11 protein-coding genes are annotated in these 19,448 nt (G+C 64.5%); 5 read left to right on the top strand and 6 right to left on the bottom strand.

Annotation, left to right across the window (positions count from 1 at the left end; genetic code table 11):
* Positions 1-81: 81 nt before the first annotated feature.
* Entirely contained in the window at positions 82-4,365 is a 4,284-nt protein-coding gene (gene rpoC / locus VSX79_RS00620; protein ID WP_326914123.1) for a DNA-directed RNA polymerase subunit beta', read from the bottom strand.
* Positions 4,366-4,419: 54 nt separating this feature from the next.
* Positions 4,420-8,598: a DNA-directed RNA polymerase subunit beta gene (gene rpoB, locus VSX79_RS00615; protein ID WP_179498365.1), complete on the bottom strand. Its 4,179-nt coding sequence runs from the start codon at positions 8,596-8,598 to the stop codon at positions 4,420-4,422.
* Positions 8,599-8,963: 365 nt separating this feature from the next.
* Between rpoB and VSX79_RS00610 the strand changes: the two genes are divergently transcribed.
* Complete coding sequence (locus VSX79_RS00610; protein ID WP_326914122.1) at positions 8,964-11,234, top strand: TonB-dependent receptor; 2,271 nt, start codon at positions 8,964-8,966, stop codon at positions 11,232-11,234.
* 107 nt (positions 11,235-11,341) lie between these two features.
* Positions 11,342-11,656, top strand: a complete 315-nt coding sequence (locus tag VSX79_RS00605) for a hypothetical protein (RefSeq protein ID WP_326914121.1) — start codon at positions 11,342-11,344, stop codon at positions 11,654-11,656.
* Positions 11,657-11,668: 12 nt separating this feature from the next.
* On the opposite strand, the gene VSX79_RS00600 is transcribed toward VSX79_RS00605, so the two are convergent.
* A complete protein-coding gene (locus tag VSX79_RS00600; RefSeq protein WP_179498359.1) occupies positions 11,669-13,066 on the bottom strand; it encodes a methyltransferase family protein in 1,398 nt (465 codons plus the stop codon).
* 241 nt (positions 13,067-13,307) lie between these two features.
* Here VSX79_RS00600 and VSX79_RS00595 point away from each other — a divergent pair, with 241 nt between their 5' ends.
* Together VSX79_RS00595 and VSX79_RS00590 are read left to right on the top strand one after the other, a co-directional pair.
* On the top strand, positions 13,308-14,522 hold the full coding sequence (locus VSX79_RS00595; RefSeq protein ID WP_179498357.1) for a M23 family metallopeptidase: 1,215 nt from the start codon (positions 13,308-13,310) through the stop codon (positions 14,520-14,522).
* Position 14,523: 1 nt separating this feature from the next.
* Positions 14,524-14,919 carry a bactofilin family protein gene (locus VSX79_RS00590; RefSeq protein ID WP_179498931.1) on the top strand — a complete coding sequence of 132 codons (396 nt, stop codon included), beginning with the start codon at positions 14,524-14,526 and terminating at the stop codon, positions 14,917-14,919.
* Between the two features lie 28 nt (positions 14,920-14,947).
* Here the strand turns inward: VSX79_RS00590 and VSX79_RS00585 are convergent, their stop codons facing one another.
* The 3 genes from VSX79_RS00585 to VSX79_RS00575 form a co-directional block, all read right to left on the bottom strand.
* The gene (locus tag VSX79_RS00585) at positions 14,948-16,639 is read right to left on the bottom strand and encodes a GGDEF domain-containing protein (protein WP_326914120.1); all 1,692 of its coding nucleotides are present in this window, start codon (positions 16,637-16,639) and stop codon (positions 14,948-14,950) included.
* A gap of 118 nt (positions 16,640-16,757) precedes the next feature.
* Complete coding sequence (locus VSX79_RS00580; protein ID WP_179498353.1) at positions 16,758-17,060, bottom strand: DUF1905 domain-containing protein; 303 nt, start codon at positions 17,058-17,060, stop codon at positions 16,758-16,760.
* Positions 17,060-18,568: a YifB family Mg chelatase-like AAA ATPase gene (locus tag VSX79_RS00575; protein ID WP_326914119.1), complete on the bottom strand. Its 1,509-nt coding sequence runs from the start codon at positions 18,566-18,568 to the stop codon at positions 17,060-17,062. Before VSX79_RS00575 ends, VSX79_RS00580 begins: the two co-directional genes overlap by 1 nt.
* 162 nt (positions 18,569-18,730) lie before the next feature.
* On the opposite strand from VSX79_RS00575, the gene VSX79_RS00570 reads away from it, so the two are divergent.
* Entirely contained in the window at positions 18,731-19,432 is a 702-nt protein-coding gene (locus VSX79_RS00570) for a TetR/AcrR family transcriptional regulator (RefSeq protein ID WP_179498349.1), read from the top strand.
* The last annotated feature ends 16 nt before the right edge of the window (positions 19,433-19,448 follow it).

Raw genomic sequence — 19,448 nt, 5'->3', positions numbered from 1 at the left:
GCGGGCCGGGTTTCCTAAAGAAAAAGCCCCGCCGGATCCTCCGGCGGGGCTCATTTCTGTCGGCCAAAGGCGTAAGGAAGCTTATTCCTCGCCGTCGCCTTCGGGGCGCTCTTCGACCATCACGTCGGCTTCACCCGACGAGCTGCCCTGGACGGCGCCCAGCGGATCGTCGCCCATCGCGGCTTCGGGGCCTTGCGCCAGTTCGGCTTCATGCTCTTCGGCGGCGGTCGTCGGCGCGATCAGATGCTCCTGATTCGCGGCGCGCATGGCGGCGCGAAGCGCGGCGTCCTTCGACGAAGCGGTGACGCGGACGCGGTTCATGGCAGCGCCGGTACCCGCCGGGATGAGGCGGCCGACGATGACATTTTCCTTGAGGCCCTGCAGCGAGTCGATCTTGCCCTGCACCGAAGCTTCGGTGAGGACGCGGGTCGTCTCCTGGAAGGAGGCGGCCGAGACGAAGCTGCGCGTTTGCAGCGACGCCTTGGTGATCCCGAGCAGGACCGGACGGCCCTCCGCGGGAACGCCGTTTTTAGGCAGCTTGGCGTTATATTCCATCATCTCCAGATAATCGAGCTGCTCGCCCGGCAGCAACGTGGTGTCGCCGCCGTTCGTGATCTCGACCTTCTGCAGCATCTGGCGAACGATCACCTCGATGTGCTTGTCGTTGATCTTCACGCCCTGCAATCGATAGACTTCCTGGATTTCGGCGACCAGATATTCGGCCAGCGCCTCGACGCCCATGACGTCCAGAATGTCGTGCGGGTTCGGCGAGCCCGAAATCAGCGCGTCGCCGCGCTTGACCATGTCGCCTTCCTGCACTTCCAGAACCTTCGACTTGGGGATCAGGTACTCGATCGGATCGCCTTCTTCCGGAACGATCGCAATCTTGCGCTTCGCCTTGTAATCCTTGACGAATTCAATGCGGCCGCTGATCTTTGCGATAACGCTGTTGTCCTTCGGAATGCGCGCTTCGAACAGCTCGGCAACACGCGGCAGACCGCCGGTGATGTCGCGCGTCTTCGACGCTTCGCGGCTGACACGCGCCAGAACGTCGCCCGCCTGCACTTCCTGACCGTCCTCGACCGACAGCATCGTGCCGACCGCGAGCAGGTAGCGCGCGGCTTCGCCCGACTGGTCGTCGAGCAGGGTCAGGCGCGGCTGGAGGTCTTCCTTCTTGGCGCGGCCCGCCGAACGATATTCGATCACGACGCGCTGGGCGATACCCGTCGCTTCGTCGACCTGTTCGACCAGCGTCTTGCCGTCGGCAAGATCCTGATACTTCACGACGCCCTGCTTTTCGGTGATCAGCGGCATGGTGAACGGATCCCATTCGGCAATCCGGTCGCCCTTCTTCACCTTCTCGCCATCCTTGTGCAGGATCTGCGCACCATAGGGCAGCTTGTGCGACGCGCGTTCGCGGCCTTCGCTGTCGATGATGGCGATTTCGCCCGAACGCGACAGCGCCAGACGGCGGCCGCGCTGGTCGACGATCGTCGCCATGTCGCGATATTCGATCGTGCCGTCCGAAATCGCTTCGGCGTTCGACTGTTCGTTCACCTGCGCCGCACCGCCGATGTGGAAGGTACGCATCGTCAGCTGCGTGCCGGGCTCACCGATCGACTGCGCGGCGATAACGCCGACAGCTTCACCGATGTTGACCGGCGTGCCGCGGGCCAGGTCGCGGCCATAGCATTTGCCGCAAACACCCAGCGTCGCTTCGCAGACCAGCGGCGAACGGATCTTGACCGACTGGACTTCGGCGTCCTCGATCCGCTGCGTCGTCGGTTCGTCGAGCAGCGTGCCCACCGGAGCGATGACATTGCCGTCCTTGTCGACGACGTCTTCGAGCGTCGTACGGCCAAGGATGCGTTCACCCAGCGAGGCGATCGTCGAACCGCCCTGGATGATCGCGCGCATTTCCATGCCGCGGGTCGTGCCGCAATCTTCCTCGATCACGACGCAGTCCTGCGACACGTCGACCAGACGGCGGGTCAGGTAACCCGAGTTCGCCGTCTTGAGCGCCGTATCGGCCAGACCCTTACGCGCACCGTGGGTCGAGTTGAAATACTCGAGAACGGTCAGGCCTTCCTTGAAGTTCGAGATGATCGGCGTTTCGATGATCTCGCCCGACGGCTTGGCCATCAGGCCGCGCATACCGGCGAGCTGTTTCATCTGCGCCTGCGAACCACGGGCACCCGAGTGCGCCATCATATAGATGGAGTTGATCGGGGCCAGACGGCCGTCGGGCAGCTTCGGCGTCGCACGGATTTCGTCCATCATGGCGTTCGCCACCTTGTCGCCGCACTGCGACCAGGCGTCGATCGCCTTGTTGTACTTTTCCTGCTGCGTGATCAGGCCGTCCTGATACTGCTGCTCGAAATCCTTCACCAGCGCGCGGGTTTCGTCGACCATGCCTTCCTTCGACGCCGGAATGATCATGTCATCTTTGCCGAACGAGATGCCCGCCTTGAACGCGTTGCGGAAGCCCAGCGCCATGATAGCGTCGGCGAACAGCACGGTCTCTTTCTGGCCGGTGTGACGATAGACCTGGTCGATCACGTCGCCGATTTCCTTCTTGGTCAGAAGGCGGTTGACGACGTCGAAGGGCACCGTGTGCGACTTCGGCAGGCATTCGCCGATCAGCATGCGGCCCGGAGTGGTCTCAAAACGCTTGAGATACTCGTTGCCCTGCTCGTCGGTCTGCGGAACGCGGCTGATGACCTTGGTGTGCAGCGTCACCGAACCGGTGAACAGCGCCTGGTGCACTTCGGCCATGTCGGCGAGCAGCATGCCCTCGCCCGGTTCGCCTTCGCGCTCCAGCGAGAGATAATAGAGACCAAGGACCATGTCCTGCGACGGAACGATGATCGGCTTGCCGTTCGCGGGGCTGAGGATGTTGTTCGTCGACATCATCAGCACGCGCGCTTCCAGCTGCGCCTCAAGGCTCAGCGGGACGTGAACGGCCATCTGGTCGCCGTCGAAGTCGGCGTTGAACGCGGCGCAGACCAGCGGGTGAAGCTGGATCGCCTTGCCCTCGATCAGCACGGGCTCGAACGCCTGGATGCCGAGGCGGTGAAGCGTCGGGGCGCGGTTCAGCAGGACCGGGTGCTCGCGAATGACTTCGTCGAGGATGTCCCAGACTTCCTTGCGTTCCTTTTCGACCCACTTCTTCGCCTGTTTCAGGGTCATCGACAGACCCTTGGCGTCGAGGCGCGCATAGATGAACGGCTTGAACAGTTCGAGCGCCATCTTCTTCGGCAGGCCGCACTGGTGCAGCTTGAGTTCGGGGCCGGTCACGATAACCGAACGGCCCGAATAGTCGACGCGCTTGCCGAGCAGGTTCTGGCGGAAGCGGCCCTGCTTGCCCTTGAGCATATCGGACAGCGACTTCAGCGGACGCTTGTTGGCACCGGTGATCGTGCGGCCGCGGCGGCCGTTGTCGAACAGCGCATCGACGGCTTCCTGCAGCATGCGCTTTTCGTTGCGGACGATGATGTCCGGCGCGCGCAGCTCCATCAGGCGCTTCAGGCGGTTGTTGCGGTTGATCACGCGACGGTAAAGGTCGTTAAGGTCGCTTGTAGCGAAGCGGCCACCGTCGAGCGGCACCAGCGGGCGCAGTTCGGGCGGGATCACGGGGACGACCTCCAGGATCATCCATTCGGGACGGTTACCCGAATCGATGAAGCTTTCGACAACCTTCAGGCGCTTGATGATCTTCTTGGGCTTGAGCTCCGACTTCGTAGTCGCGAGCTCTTCCATCAGGTCGACGCGTTCCTGCTCCAGATCGAGATTTTCGAGGAGCACGCGGATCGCCTCGGCGCCGATGCCGGCGCTGAATGCGTCTTCGCCATATTCGTCCTGCGCGTCGAGCAGTTCGTCTTCGGTCAGAAGCTGGAACTTCTCGAGCGGGGTCAGGCCGGGCTCAAGGACGATATAGGCCTCGAAATAGAGGACGCGCTCGAGCTGCTTCAGCTGCATGTCGAGCAGCAGGCCGATGCGCGACGGCAGCGATTTCAGGAACCAGATGTGCGCGACGGGCGCGGCGAGCTCGATGTGGCCCATGCGCTCGCGGCGGACTTTCGTGACCGTGACTTCGACACCGCATTTTTCGCAGACGATGCCCTTGTATTTCATGCGCTTATACTTGCCGCACAGGCATTCATAATCCTTGATCGGACCAAAGATGCGCGCGCAGAACAGGCCGTCACGCTCGGGCTTGAACGTGCGATAGTTGATCGTTTCGGGCTTCTTGATCTCGCCGAACGACCACGAGCGGATACGCTCGGGGCTCGCGATGCCGATCTTGATCATGTCGAAGGTTTCGGGCTTCGCCACCGGGTTCATGAAATTGGTAAGCTGGTTCATAATCTTGCTCCACTCTTCCCCCCTCGCCGCAGGCGAAGGGGGTGAGGAAAAATTTTACTCGGCGGCTTCGGGAAGGGCGTCGGGACCTTCATCGGGATCTTCTTCCGCATAGGAAGACAGTTCGACATTGAGGCCCAGCGAGCGCATTTCCTTGACGAGCACATTGAAGCTTTCGGGAATGCCGGCCTCGAAGGTGTCGTCGCCCTTGACGATCGCTTCGTAAACCTTGGTGCGGCCGATCACGTCGTCGGACTTCACCGTCAGCATTTCCTGGAGCGTGTACGCCGCGCCATAGGCCTGGAGCGCCCACACCTCCATTTCCCCGAAGCGCTGGCCGCCGAACTGCGCCTTACCGCCCAGCGGCTGCTGGGTGACGAGGCTGTAGGGGCCGATCGAACGCGCGTGGATCTTGTCGTCGACGAGGTGGTGGAGCTTCAGCATATAGATGTAGCCCACGGTCACCTTGCGGTCGAACTTGTCGCCGGTGCGGCCGTCGTAGAGGTCCGACTGACCCGATTCATCCAGCCCAGCGAGGGTCAGCATGTTCGACACGTCGGCTTCCTTCGCGCCATCGAACACCGGGGTCGCGAACGGCACGCCGACACGGAGGTTATCGGCCAGTTCGACGATGCTGTCGGCATCGCGCGACTTGATGTCCTCGGCATATTCGGCGCCATAGACATGTTCGAGCGCATCGCGCACGGCTTCGGGCATCTGCCCGCCGACCGCGTCGGGATTGGCGTCGCGCCATTCGTCGAGCGCCTGCGTGACCTGACGGCCCAGACCGCGCGAAGCCCAGCCAAGGTGGGTTTCGAGGATCTGACCGACGTTCATGCGCGACGGCACGCCGAGCGGGTTCAGCACGATATCGACATGCGTCCCGTCTTCGAGGAACGGCATGTCCTCGTTCGGCAGGATGCGGCTGATGACGCCCTTGTTTCCGTGACGGCCGGCCATCTTGTCGCCCGGCTGCAGCTTGCGCTTCACCGCGACGAAGACCTTGACCATCTTGAGCACACCCGGGGCGAGCTCGTCGCCGCGCTGCAGCTTCTCGACGCGATCTTCATACTTCGCGTTGATCCGCTTGATCGCGTCGTCATACTGCGCCTTGATCGCTTCCAATGCGGTCTGCGCATTGTCTTCGACAACCGCCAGTTTCCACCAGTCGGCGCGGTCGAGTTCGATCAGCATCTCTTCGGTGACGACGTCGCCCTTCTTCAGGCCCTTCGGTACCGCGCTGGTCGTCTGGCCGATCAGCAGGTCCTTGAGGCTCGAGAAGGTCGCACGGTTGAGGATCGCGCGCTCGTCGTCGGCATCCTGCTTCAGACGCTCGATCTCTTCGCGTTCGATCGCGATCGCGCGTTCGTCCTTGTCGATGCCGTGACGGTTGAAGACGCGGACTTCGACGACCGTGCCCGACACGCCCGGCGGCAGGCGGAGCGAGGTGTCGCGCACGTCGCTGGCCTTTTCGCCGAAGATCGCGCGCAGCAGCTTTTCTTCCGGCGTCATCGGCGATTCACCCTTGGGGGTGATCTTGCCGGCCAGAATGTCGCCCGGGCCGACTTCGGCGCCGATGTACACGATGCCCGCTTCGTCGAGGTTGCGCAGCGCTTCCTCGCCGACGTTCGGAATGTCGCGCGTGATGTCCTCGGGGCCAAGGCGCGTGTCGCGCGCGGTGACTTCGAATTCCTCGATGTGGATCGAGGTGAAGACGTCGTCCTTCACGATGCGTTCGGAAATGAGGATCGAGTCCTCATAATTGTAGCCGTTCCACGGCATGAACGCGACGAGCACATTCTTGCCGAGCGCCAGTTCGCCAAGCTCGGTCGAAGGACCGTCGGCGATGATGTCGCCGGCGCGGACGACATCGCCCACCTTCACCAGCGGACGCTGGTTGATGCAGGTGTTCTGGTTCGAACGCTGGAACTTCTGCAGGCGATAGATGTCGACGCCCGACTTGCCGGGTTCGACCATGTCGGTCGCACGGATGACGATACGCGTCGCATCGACCTGGTCGATCACGCCCCCGCGGCGCGCCGCGATCGCCGCGCCCGAATCGCGCGCAACCGTTTCTTCCATGCCGGTGCCGACGACGGGTGCCTCGGCGCGAAGCAGCGGCACAGCCTGACGCTGCATGTTCGAGCCCATGAGCGCGCGGTTGGCGTCATCGTTTTCGAGGAAGGGGATCAGCGAGGCCGCGACCGAAACGAGCTGCTTAGGCGACACGTCCATCAGCGTGATCTGATCGCGCGGGGCCATCAGGAACTCGCCGGCTTCGCGCGCCGAGATCAGTTCGTCGATGAAGCTGCCGTCGGGGTTCAAATCGGCGTTCGCCTGCGCGACCGTGTGCTTCGACTCTTCCATCGCCGACAGATAGACGACTTCGTTCGTGACCTTGCCATCGACGATGCGGCGGTACGGGGTCTCGATGAAGCCGTATTTGTTGACGCGCGCAAAGGTCGCGAGGCTGTTGATCAGACCGATGTTCGGGCCTTCGGGCGTTTCGATCGGACAGATACGGCCATAATGGGTCGGGTGAACGTCGCGGACTTCAAAGCCCGCGCGTTCGCGGGTCAGACCGCCCGGCCCGAGCGCCGACACGCGGCGCTTGTGGGTGACTTCGGACAGCGGGTTGGTCTGGTCCATGAACTGCGAGAGCTGCGACGAACCGAAAAATTCGCGCACCGCGGCGACCGCCGGCTTCGCGTTGATGAGGTCGTTCGGCATCACCGTCGACACGTCGACCGACGACATGCGCTCCTTCACCGCGCGTTCCATGCGGAGCAGGCCGACGCGATACTGGTTTTCGAGCAGCTCGCCGACCGAACGGACCCGGCGGTTGCCGAGATTGTCGATATCGTCGATCTCGCCCTTGCCGTCCTTCAGGTTCACCAGCTCCTTGACGACCGCAAGGATGTCTTCGCTGCGCAGCGTGGTGACCGTGTCCTCGGCGTCGAGGCCAAGGCGCATGTTGAGCTTGACGCGGCCGACCGCCGACAGGTCGTAGCGCTCGCTGTCGAAGAACAGGCCGCCGAACAAGGCTTCAGCGGTTTCGCGCGTCGGCGGTTCGCCGGGGCGCATCACGCGGTAGATGTCGCTCAGCGCCTGGTCGCGATCCTCGGCCTTGTCGGCTTTCAGCGTGTTGCGGATCCAGGGGCCGGTGTTGTTATGGTCGATGTCGAGCAGCACGAGCTTGTCGATGCCCGCAGCGTCGATCTTTTCGAGATTGTCGGCCGACACTTCGTCGCCGGCTTCGATATAGATCTCGCCGGTCGACTCGTTGATCAGGTCATAGGCGCTGTAACGGCCGAAGATTTCCTCGGTCGGGATCAGCAGCGTGTCGAGACCGTCCTTCGCAGCCTTGTTGGCCAGGCGCGGGCTGATCTTGTGGCCGGCGGCGAAGACGACTTCGCCGGTCTTGGCGTCCACCACGTCGAACGCGGGCTTCGATCCGCGCCAGTTTTCGACGACGAAGGGCACTTTCCAGCCGTTTTCGGCGCGCTCGAAGACGAGACGGTCATAAAAATGGTTGAGGATTTCCTCGCCCGACATGCCCAGCGCGTAAAGCAGGCTGGTGACCGGCAGCTTGCGCTTGCGGTCGATACGGACGTTGACGATGTCCTTGGCGTCGAATTCGAAGTCGAGCCACGAACCGCGATACGGAATGACGCGCGCGGCGAACAGGAACTTGCCCGACGAGTGGGTCTTGCCGCGGTCATGGTCGAAGAGCACACCCGGCGAACGGTGCATCTGCGACACGATGACGCGCTCGGTGCCGTTAACGAAGAAGGTGCCGTTCTCGGTCATGAGCGGCATGTCGCCCATGTAAACGTCCTGCTCCTTGATATCGAGGACCGAGCGCGTGTCGGTTTCGCTGTCGACTTCAAAGACGATCAGGCGCAGCGTGACCTTCATCGGCGCCGCATAGGTGATGCCGCGCTGACGGCATTCCTCGACGTCGTACTTCGGCGCTTCGAGTTCGTAATGGACGAAATCGAGCTCGGCGGTGCCGGCGAAATCGCGGATCGGGAAAACGCTGCGCAGCGTTTTTTCGAGCCCCGAAACATAGCCGACCGACGGATCCGAGCGAAGGAACTGTTCATAGGATTCGCGCTGCACCTCTATGAGGTTGGGCATCTCCACCGCTTCGTGGATGTTGCCGAACAGCTTGCGGATTCGCTTGCTTGCGGTTGCTTCGAGGGCCTTGCCCACCGACTTCGCCTTGGTCGCCATAAGTGATTATCTCGCCTTAAGAAAATAGCTCGCGAGCGCAGATAGAGACGCAAAAAGGCCGCGACGAACCGTTGCCGGTTTACCGCAGCTTTCCAACGCATCTCGAAATCCCTGCCGCCCTATCCGTACAGCCCGTTGCGCAAAGTCAGGCTCTATCTCGGACGGTGGGGTGTGGACGCAATATAGGATTGGGCCCGCCGGGTGTCAACGGCGTCGCCCGGTCGCCAAAGTGCAGCAATTTCGCAACACTGCTGACACGAACGTCAGCGCGGTGCATTTCCGCGATTGATCGCGCGCGCGCGCGCAGCCAAAGAACGCTGGTTTTCCGCTCTCCCATCGTCAACTCTATTTTCAGGAAGCTCGCCATGCGCCACTTTCCTTCCGCTACCGCTATAAGTTTCGCTCTTGCTGCGGCCGCATGGGCCGCGCCGGCCGCCGCACAGGACGCATCCGTCGCTCCCGCCGCCGAAGCAGACAGCGGTCTCGGCGACATCGTCGTCACCGCGCAACGCCGCGAGGAAAGCCTTCAGGACGTGCCGGTTTCGGTCAGCGTGCTGTCGGGCGATACGCTCGGCGCGATCACCTCGACCGGCGCCGACGTCCGCGTGCTCGCGGGCCGCGTCCCCAGCCTCAACATCGAAAGCTCGTTCGGGCGCACCTTTCCCCGCTTCTATATCCGTGGGCTCGGCAACACCGATTTCGACCTCAACGCGTCGCAGCCGGTCAGCCTCGTCTATGACGACGTCGTCCTCGAAAACCCGATCCTCAAGGGTTTCCCGATCTTCGACCTCGACCGCGTCGAGGTCCTCCGCGGGCCGCAGGGCACGCTGTTCGGCCGCAACACGCCGGCAGGCATCGTCAAGTTCGACACCGTCAAGCCCGGCAAGACCGGCGGCTACGCGCGCGCCTCCTATGGCCGCTATGGCACCACGCAGGTCGAGGTCGCGGCGGGCGCCGCCGACGACAGCGGCTTCTCGGTCCGCCTCTCGACCCTGTTCCAGCACCGCGACAATTGGGTCGACAATATCGCGACGACCAAGAAGGACGATCTTGGCGGCTATGACGACATCGCCGCGCGCCTCCAGCTGCAATATGAAAATGGCCCCTTCACCGGCCGCGTGACCGGGCAGGTCCGCGTCTATGACGGCTCGGCGATCATCTTCCGCGCCAATACGCAGCTGCCGGGCAGCAACAAGCTCGTCGGCCTCGGCGGCGCGGGCACCGAATTCGAACGCGACAAGGTGTGGCAGGACGGGCTGAACTTCCAGAAGCTCAACACCTATAACGCCGCGCTCAACCTCGAATATGATTTCGGCGCGGTGACCGCTTATTCGATCACCTCCTACTGGAACGGCAATTTCAAGAGCCGGGGCGACATCGACGGCGGCTTCGGCGCGGTTTTCCTGCCCGAATCGGGTCCGGGACTTATCCCCTTCCAGGCGCAGAGCCAGGACAATGTGCCGAGCCTCGACCAGTTCACGCAGGAAATCCGCATCGCGTCGAACAACAGCGGCGGGCTCGGCTATCAGTTCGGCGCCTTCTACTTCGACGAAAAGCTCGACATTTCGAGCTTCGAATTCGGCGGTCCGACCGACGCGACCCCGTCGGCGATCGCGATCCAGCGCCAGGACAGCGAGGCTTACGGCCTCTTCGGCTCGGTCAATTATGAATTCGACAATGGCTTCAAGTTGCAGGCCGGCGCGCGCTACAACCACGACACGCGCGATTTCGTCGCGTCGCGCCCGGTCGAGACGCGCCCCGACTTCGTGGTCAACCCGAACACACCGGTCCCGCCGCAGGCCGCACGGGTCAAGGGCAAGCTGCTGACCTGGGACGCCAGCGCGACCTATGACGCGTCGGACGCGCTGACGCTCTATGCCCGCGTCGCACGCGGCTATCGCGCGCCGTCGGTGCAGGGCCGCCTGACCTTCGCGCGGACGATCTCGACCGCCGACCAGGAAGAGACGATGTCCTATGAAGCGGGGATCAAGACCGCTTTCCTCGACGACCGCGTCCGCTTCAACCTCACCGGCTATTTCTTCGACACCAAGGATCTTCAGCTGACCGCCGTCGGTGGCACCGCGAACGTCGCGAGCCTGCTCAACGTCGATGCCAAGGGCCATGGTATCGAGGCCGAACTGCAAGCGGCGCCTGCACGCGGGCTGACCTTCTCGATCGGCGGCGCCTGGAACGTCGCCGAAATCGACGACGCCAATGCCTTCGTCGCGGGCTGCGGTTCGGCGACGCCGTGCACCGTGCTCGACCCGCAGCGCCCGGGAAGCCCCGGCATCTTCTCGATCGACGGCAACCAGCTGCCGCAGTCGCCGAAATGGACGCTGAACTGGACCGCCGGCTATGAAATCCCCGTCGGCGACGGCGCCATCTATGCCTTTACCGACTGGTATTATCGTTCGAAGGTCCAGTTCTTCCTCTATCGCTCGGTCGAATTTTCGGACGACAAGATGATCGAGGGCGGGCTGCGTGTCGGCTATCGCACCGATCGCTTCGACGTCGCGGGCTTCGTGCGCAACATCACCAATGATGAATCGCCGACCGGCGGCATCGATTTCAACAACCTGACCAGCTACGTCAACGAACCCCGTATCTGGGGCGTCGAGGCCGGCTTCAAATTCTGACCAAAGCTCCCGGCCCGCGCGGATCCAAAGCCGCACGGGCCGGGCTTCGCATCACGATCCTTCCATGTTATCACGGACATGAAACCCGCCTGATGCAGGAGTCGATGATGATCCGTTTGTCCGCCAGCCTGATCGCGCTCACCCTGTTTTCCGCCGGCGCCGCGGCGCAAGGCATCGATATCAATTCGGCCGCGACCATCGGCTCCAACAGCTCCGGAGAATATGTCCGGGCCTTTCCTGCGCTTCGCGACAACAGCCCCAAAGCCATCCTCGCGCGGCTCGACAGGCTTTGCGCCAGCGAGCGGTCTTCCGACCAGCAGCGCTGCGAAAAGGCGTGGCGCGTGATCAATCGGGCCCATGCCGATCTGCAGGCTCGCCGCGCAGCCGAAGCCGCCGCCGCAAGCCACGGCGTCTCGAACTAGGAAGAACGGAAGCTAGGCGACGGGCCCGACACGTTCGTCGGGTTCGAGCCGGATCAGCGGGCGCGCGCGGCCCGTCATCCGGGCGAACAGCCGCGGGATGAAAGCGTTGGCCTGCGCCCAGTTCCAATAGGCGACATAAGCGGGATCGGCGAGGAGATGCTTCTCCTCGGTCTTGGCGCGCCAGTAATAGATGCCGCTGACCAGCCCGAGCAACGCGACATTGCGCGCGCCCTCGACCCAGCCGCCCGCGGTCACGAGAAAGGGCAGCGAGCCGATCCACCAAGTCATATTCTTTGAAATATAGGCTGGATGACGGGTGTATTTATACGGACCGTGCGTGATGACGCCGCGGTGCGTCAGATTCGAAAAGCGGATGCCGAACGCCATCGTCGCCCAGCTATAGACCGCGGTGAGCAGCACCAGCGCAATACCCCAGGCGATCAGCAGCCCCTCGTGCCCGGCGAGCCAATAACCCCAGTCGGAGCCATTGACCTGATAATCGAGCGGGCCCCCGTTCATCAGGATGAAGGGCGGATAGCAGACGAGCGCCGCGACCCACGCCATGCCATAGGGGTTGGCGGTGCGAATATGCGCGTCGAGCGGCTTCAGGGTCAGGATATAGCCGACCGTCGCAATGTGGACATCGACCAGATAGAGGAAATTGATCGACCACAGCCCGGTTAAATAGGGATTTGCGGTGACCTCGCTGATCGGCACGGTGACCAGCGCCGAAAAATTGCCCGGAACGATCGAGAGCATGAAGGCGGTGAAAAAGCCCTTCACCGCCCAAGCGCGTAGATGATGCGCGATCGCCCTGCCATCGACCGGCTGCCCGGCTGCGATCAGCCAACGCCCGAATTGCCAGCAGCCGTCGCGCGGCTCGATCATGCGGCGATCGAGCCACAGCATATAGGGGACCGAGACGAGGAGCAGCCACGGCGCCACGGTTTCGAGCAGGTTCATCGAAAAGGCGTAATTGCCCTCCCAATAATAGCGCATCGTCGCATAGATCAGCGCGATCAGGCCCCATGTCGCCCACATTCCGGCGAGCTTGGTCAGACTGATGTCGAGCGTTTCGCGCCACGGACGGCGCTGCGACCAGTCGATTCCGGTCGACGGATTGCGATGCACCTTGTCGACAAAAACCGACCACAGCACCATCGGCACGCCGCAGGCGAGCACGCTCGCAATCGCCGAATTCGGTCCGCTCATCGACCCGCGCGATCCCCAGTCGATGCCAAGGAAAGCCGCGATTTCGGGCGCGAACCGTGCGATGAGCAAATAGCTAACCAGCCCCGCTAGCCCGACGATGCCGACCCCGGCGCTGACCGCCGAAGGCGGGCGCGCGGCGGCTGGCGCGGACGCGTCGCGCGGCGATTCGTTCGGGACGGGGGAATCGGATTCGGCCATGATATTCACCCGCTTAGCGCTAGCCAAAAATGGTAAGCAAGCCGTCAATATAAAAGGCCGATTCGGCGGCCGAATCCCGCCAAATTGGCAGTATTCACCCAAGTTGACACCGTTCACCGCGCGATGGTTTCGATTCAACCCGACTCGGGGTCCAAAGATTCGCTTGGGCCGGATCGGCCTGATAAGGCGCGCATCAATCGGGGCGGAGGGCTCCACAAAACAAACAAGATGGGGTCGCCACTTGTCGTCGAAAACAACGGGCCTGCGCGATCTGCGCCAGCGCGTCTCTGCGCTGTTTCAGGACCATGAAATCTTCGTTCGCACGCACGGCCATGTCCGATTCCTGCGTGTTAGTGCCGTCTGGCAGAAACGCGTCGCGCTGATCGCCGGCCTTGTGCTGCTCGCTTGGGCAGGCACCATGCTCGCCGTAGTGATCAACCAGCTGCTTACCGTCGACGAGCGTGCCGCCGTCGCGCAGCAGCAAGCCGCTGCGGCGGCGGGAGAGGCGCGTATCGCAAAATATCGTGATCGCGTTGCCGAAACCGCCGCCGATCTCGAAGAACGTCAGGCGCTTCTCGAAAGCGTTGCAGAGACCCATTTCGGGATCGATCCGGCCGCGATGCCCGCCGAACCGGCGACGCAGCAGTCCGGCGGGCATACCGCCGTTCCGGCCGAACCGGTGAAGACCAGCGCGATCGACCCGAACCTGCCGCCCGAAGCGCAGATCCTCGCGCGGGTCGCAGCGCGACAGGAAGCCTTCGCGGCGCGCCTTCTCGCCGCGGTCAAGGGCCGTGCGGCGAAAGCCGAAACCGCGGTCGCGGCGCTCGGCCTCAACCCCGATTCGCTCGTCCGCAATGCCGCGGCCGGGCGCGGTGGTCCGTTCATCCCCTATCGCGGTCGCATGGGCAAGGCGAAGGCGCTGGGCGCCAGCTTCGCGGCGCTCGACAACGCGCTGTTCCGAATGGAAGTGCTCGAACGCACGCTCGTCGCGGTTCCGTCGGGCAACCCCGCCAATGTGCTGATGATGTCGTCGGGCTTTGGTTATCGCAGCGATCCTTTCACCGGCGCGGGCGCGATGCACGCCGGGCTCGACTTCCGCGGTCCGATCGGTACCCCGATCCTCGCCGCGGCGCCGGGGCGCGTCAGCTTCGTCGGCCAGAAATCCGGCTATGGCAATGTCGTCGAGGTCGATCATGGCCAGGGCATCCTGACCCGCTACGCGCACCTTTCCGGTTTCACGACCAAGGTTGGCACGCAGGTCACCGCCGGCCAGCAGATCGCCAAAATGGGCTCTACCGGCCGCTCGACCGGCAGCCACCTGCATTTCGAAGTCCGCCTGAACGGCGAAGCGGTCAATCCACGCAGATTCCTGGAGGCAAAAGCCGATGTTCTCGAAGTCAAAGCCGACGCCCGACAGCGAGTCGGTTCCGTCGCTGCCGTCCGCGGTGCCCGCTAAGATGGCGACCGGCGCGCGTCATACGACCTTTTCGATCCTGGGATCGGACGTCGTCGTCACCGGCAATGTGGCGGCCAGTGTCGACCTGCACGTCGATGGCAAGATCGAGGGCGACCTCAAATGCGCCAACCTCGTCCAGGGCGAAGCGAGCGAGATCAAGGGTGCGGTGACCGCCGAAACCGCGAAAATCGCGGGGCTGCTCGACGGGTCGATCGAAGCCAAGACGCTGATCGTCCATGCGACCGCGCGGATCACAGGCGACGTCGTCTATGAGAGCATCACGATCGAAAATGGCGGCAAGGTCGACGGCAAGCTCAGCCATCGCCGCCATGGCGCAATGACGGCAAAGGCGCCGCCGCCGCTTGAAGTCGTCGAAAACAAGTCGGTGGCACTCTGATCGGAGCCGCGCACAGGCGCGGCGACGATCATTTCGACACGGCGATCTCGCGGCCGGATGGCAAGCCGGCGCTGTTCTGGTGTCGCTGGACGGCGACCCTGTTCCGGCCGCCGCGCTTGGCATCGTAAAGGGCCTCGTCGGCAAGACGGTAGAGCTGCTTGAAATCGCACGCCGGGCGCACTTCGGCGACCCCGACGCTCGCGGTCACCAACCGCTCGCCCACGGCCTCGCTATGATCGCACGCGGCGATTCCGCGCCGGATACTCTCGGCGAAGCGGCCGAGGATGATGCCCTCCATTCCGATCGTCAGCAGACCGAACTCTTCGCCCCCGAGTCGCGCGACGGTACACATCGGACCTTCCCAGCGCTCGATCCGGCGGCCGATGCCGCACAGCACCACGTCGCCCGCATCATGGCCGTAGATATCGTTGATCGACTTGAAGCGGTCGATATCGACGAGCAGCAGCGCAGCCGGCAGATTATCCGTGCGCGCACGATCGAGCAGCGGCGTCACGCTGTCGATGAAGCCGCGGCGATTGGGCAAGCCCGTCAGCGGATCGCGCCGCGCCAGCCGCTGCGCCTGCGCTTCGGCATCGCGTGCATGGTCGCGCTCGATCCGCAGGTGAGCAAGCCGGCGCGTCGCCGCGGCGGCGAGCCACAGCGCCTGCCACGTCGCGGCGACAAGCACGACGAGCTTTGACCCGCCACCCCAGAAGCCGTCCTCGACATCGACGATGTGGATGAATGCCAGCACCGCCATGGGCAACCCCCAGGCGCCGAGGAAATCGCGCGCCTCGATCGACCCGCGCCGCCAAGCCCAGCCGAGATAGGCGACGACCGCGACAAGGTCGGCGATGACGAGGAGTCCGAGCAGATCTGCCAGTCCGGCAAGGCTGCCGCCCCGGATGAGCGCCAGCGGAACACCCGCGAGGCCGACGCCGACCCCGAAAAACAGCGCTGTCCTCCGGAGTCCCTTGGGCACGGTGCCGCGTTCGACCGCGGTGACCGCGCTCGCGGTCGCAACAGCGATGGCGAGGCAGGCGAGGAAAGTGCCAGCCTGTGCCGTCACAGCCCCCGCCATCGCAGGCACGAGCGCCAGATGCGTCTGCGACCAGAGCGTACCCCAGAGCAACATCGTCGCCGCCCAGGCCGCCTGCCAGGCGAGATATTGGCGGCGCACCGCGACCGCGAGCGACATGCTGTAAATGCAGCTGACGAGCAGCAGGGTCAGCGCGGCGCCGACCGCCGCCGCCATGCCCGCCGATTGCATTCCCGCCTCGTCCTTCGAGACGATCCGCGCCTGCACGAACCGGTGCCCCGAAATTCCGTCGAAGCGCATTGTCACCGCCGTGAGCGCCGCACCGCGGGCAGGTGCTTCGAACAATATCTGTCCGCCAGCGCGCCAGTGCGAACCGAAATCGCCGCTGCGCACCTGCTGCCAGCGCGTCGCGCCGTCGGCATAGGAAAAGCCGACCGCGAGTCGGTCGAAGCGCGAATTGTGGACCATCAGCGCCAGACCGCGATGCGGCCCCGAGCCGTCGATCGGGGTACGAAGCCACAGGCTCCCCTGCTGATAAGCTGTCGGCGTTCCGCGGCACGAAAAGCGAAGCCCGGTCATGGCATCGTCGCCCAGCGCGGCGCTGCTCACCGCGTGACAGAGGTCGCGCTCGACGTCGAGCGCCCGTCCATGCGCCGGCACCGCCATCAGGCCGAGAAGCATGGCAAAAAGGCCGAGCCAAGGCCGGCCGCACCATGGTTCCCCGAGAGCGCGCAACGCAGTCATCGCCGCCGTATCGCATCAATGTGTTGTGAATTCTTTGCCATGGAGCAAATTCACTTCAGCGCGCGGCGGGTCGGCCGACCCGCAGAATGACGGCGATCCGGTCGCCGAGCCCGACGCCTTCGGCTTTCTGCACAACGAGCTTGACGGGCAACAGGTAACCGCCTTCGCGCGGGAAGAGCGATGTCGCGAATTCGGTGTCGCCGATGATTGCCACGACGGGGACCACGCCCCAGCCATAGCTCGTCGTCATCGCGGCATAACGGATCGCGCCGACATGTTCGTCGGGAATCGCGGCAAAAAGGAAGGGCGCGGGTCCACGCCATTCGATGATGTCGGCCTCGAACGCGAAGGTTTCCATCAGTTCCTCGGCGCTTGGCGGCGATAGCTCAGCGCCTCGGCGATATGGATGCGACCAACCGTTTCGGCACCCGAAAGGTCGGCGATCGTCCGTGCGACGCGAAGGATACGCGTATAGCCCCGCGCCGACAGCCGCATCGCCTCGGCGGCTTGCGCGAGCAGCTTGCGCCCGGCTTCATCGGGCGTCGCGACGGCTTCGAGCAGCTCGCCGTCGATTTCGGCATTGGTGCGCGCCTTGTGCTCCGCATAGCGCCGGGTTTGCACATCGCGCGCCGCCGCAACGCGCGCCGCGACCTCGGCGCTGCCTTCGGCGGGGGGCGGCAGGACGAGGTCGGCGGCGCTCACCGCCTGTACTTCGACGTGCAGGTCGATGCGGTCGAGCAGCGGCCCCGACAGCTTCGCCTGATAGTCGGCGGCGCAGCGCGGCGCGCGGCTGCACGCGAGCGCCGGGTCGCCGAGATGGCCGCAGCGGCACGGGTTCATCGCCGCGACGAGCTGGACGCGCGCGGGGAAGGTAACATGGGCATTGGCGCGCGCGACGCTGACCTCGCCCGTTTCGAGCGGCTGGCGCAGCGAATCGAGCACGCCGCGCTGGAATTCGGGCAGCTCGTCGAGGAAGAGCACGCCCAGATGCGCAAGGCTGACTTCGCCCGGACGCACACGCAGCCCACCGCCGACGAGTGCGGGCATCGAGGCCGAATGGTGCGGGGCGCGGAACGGCCGCGCGCGGACGAGGCGTCCGCCTTCGAGCGTTCCCGCGACCGATGCGATCATCGATACCTCGAGCGCTTCGGAGGGCGTCAGGTCGGGCAAGATACCCGGCATGCACGCCGCCATCAGCGACTTGCCCGCGCCCGGCGGCCCCGACATCATGAGATTATGCGCCCCTGCCGCGGCGATTTCGAGCGCGCGCTTCGCGGTTTCCTGTCCCTTGACCTGCGACAGGTCGGCAGCGCGGGCGGGCATTTCGACCTCGCCCGGGACCGGCGGGGTCAGCGGGGCATTGCCCTTGAAATGATTGAGCAGCGACAGGAGGTCGGGCGCGCCGATCACCTCGACATTGCCCGCCCACGCCGCCTCCGGCCCCTGCGCGGCGGGGCAGATCAGTCCGCGCTCCACGCTGCCCGCATGTATCGCGGCGAGCAGGACGCCGGGCGACGGCGTGACGCGCCCGTCGAGCCCGAGCTCGCCGACGACGACGTAGGAGGCGAGCGTCTCGGCATCGATCACCCCCATCGCACCGAGCAGCGCGAGCGCGATCGGCAGGTCGTAGTGCGAGCCTTCCTTGGGCAGGTCGGCGGGCGAGAGGTTGACGGTGATGACCTTGGGAGGGAGCGCCAGGCCGATCGCGGCGATCGCGGCGCGGACGCGCTCGCGGCTTTCGCCGACCGCCTTGTCGGGCAGGCCGACGACGACGAAGCGCGGGACGCCCGGCGTGACCTGGCATTGCACCTCGACCCCGCGGGCTTCGATGCCGAGATAGGCGGTGGTTGAAACGACAGCGACCATATTCCCCCCGGAACAGCACCATGTGCCCCCTTTGTTCCGAGGCCCTCTTTAGGCGAAGTGGCGGGAAGGTCGAGTCTTTTTCGGAAGGTTACGAAGGTGCCGCGGCGGGTGGGGGCGATTGCGGGTTTGACAACATACCAACCAGTCGGTATGTCGATTCGCATGACGACGAATCAGACGCCCCCGACCTCCCCCGCGACTCCCGCAGCCGCCGCCCGCACCGTCCCCCCGGCGGGCGGCGGCACCCCGGGCGAGCGCGCGCCGCGCGGCAGCGCGCGGGCGAAGCTGATCGCCGCGGCGCATGCCACGGTGCGCAGGCAGGGCTATTCGGCGACGACAGTCGACCAGATCTGCGCGGCGGCGGGCGTGACCAAGGGCGCCTTCTTCCACCACTTCGCGTCGAAGGAAGAACTGGCGGTGGCGGCCGCCGAGGGCTGGACCGATCGCGCGCGCCCGATGTTCGAGCTGGCGCCGCACGTCCACCTCGACGATCCGCTCGACCGGCTGCTCGGCCATATCGATTTCCGCCTGTCGATGCTCGACGGGCCCACCGAAGATTACACCTGCTTCGTCGGCACGATGGTGCAGGAAGCCTATGCGACGAGCGACCGGATCCGCGCCGCGTGCGAGGCGAGCATCAACGCCTATTGCGAGGCGCTCGCCCCCGACATCCAGGCCGCGATGGACCTGTACGAGGTGCCCGCAGACGTCACCGCGATCGGGCTGGCGCAGCATGTCCAGTCGGTGCTGCAGGGCGCCTTCGTCCTGGCCAAAACGACGAACGACCCGGCGATCGCGCGCGGGACCGTCACGCACCTGAAGCGTTATGTCCGGATGCTGTTCGGGCGCGGAGGCGCGGCATGATGCGCCAGGTAATTGC

It is taken from the genome of Sphingopyxis chilensis (genome assembly GCF_035930445.1).
GTDB classification, from domain to species: Bacteria; Pseudomonadota; Alphaproteobacteria; order Sphingomonadales; family Sphingomonadaceae; genus Sphingopyxis; species Sphingopyxis chilensis.
The sequence above is the reverse complement of the archived record's forward strand: the minus strand, read 5'-3'. Positions and strand labels throughout refer to the sequence as shown.

Bases quoted from the DNA above. Each gene is read 5' to 3' on its own strand.
- VSX79_RS00590 (WP_179498931.1), top strand. From the start codon at position 14,524: ATGGCGACCGGCGCGCGTCATACGACCTTTTCGATCCTGGGATCGGAC.
- VSX79_RS00575 (WP_326914119.1), bottom strand. From the start codon at position 18,568: ATGGTCGCTGTCGTTTCAACCACCGCCTATCTCGGCATCGAAGCCCGC.
- VSX79_RS00600 (WP_179498359.1), bottom strand. From the start codon at position 13,066: ATGGCCGAATCCGATTCCCCCGTCCCGAACGAATCGCCGCGCGACGCG.
- VSX79_RS00570 (WP_179498349.1), top strand. From the start codon at position 18,731: ATGACGACGAATCAGACGCCCCCGACCTCCCCCGCGACTCCCGCAGCC.
- VSX79_RS00585 (WP_326914120.1), bottom strand. From the start codon at position 16,639: ATGCTTCTCGGCCTGATGGCGGTGCCGGCGCATGGACGGGCGCTCGAC.
- VSX79_RS00610 (WP_326914122.1), top strand. From the start codon at position 8,964: ATGCGCCACTTTCCTTCCGCTACCGCTATAAGTTTCGCTCTTGCTGCG.
- rpoC (WP_326914123.1), bottom strand. From the start codon at position 4,365: ATGAACCAGCTTACCAATTTCATGAACCCGGTGGCGAAGCCCGAAACC.
- VSX79_RS00580 (WP_179498353.1), bottom strand. From the start codon at position 17,060: ATGGAAACCTTCGCGTTCGAGGCCGACATCATCGAATGGCGTGGACCC.
- rpoB (WP_179498365.1), bottom strand. From the start codon at position 8,598: ATGGCGACCAAGGCGAAGTCGGTGGGCAAGGCCCTCGAAGCAACCGCA.
- VSX79_RS00605 (WP_326914121.1), top strand. From the start codon at position 11,342: ATGATCCGTTTGTCCGCCAGCCTGATCGCGCTCACCCTGTTTTCCGCC.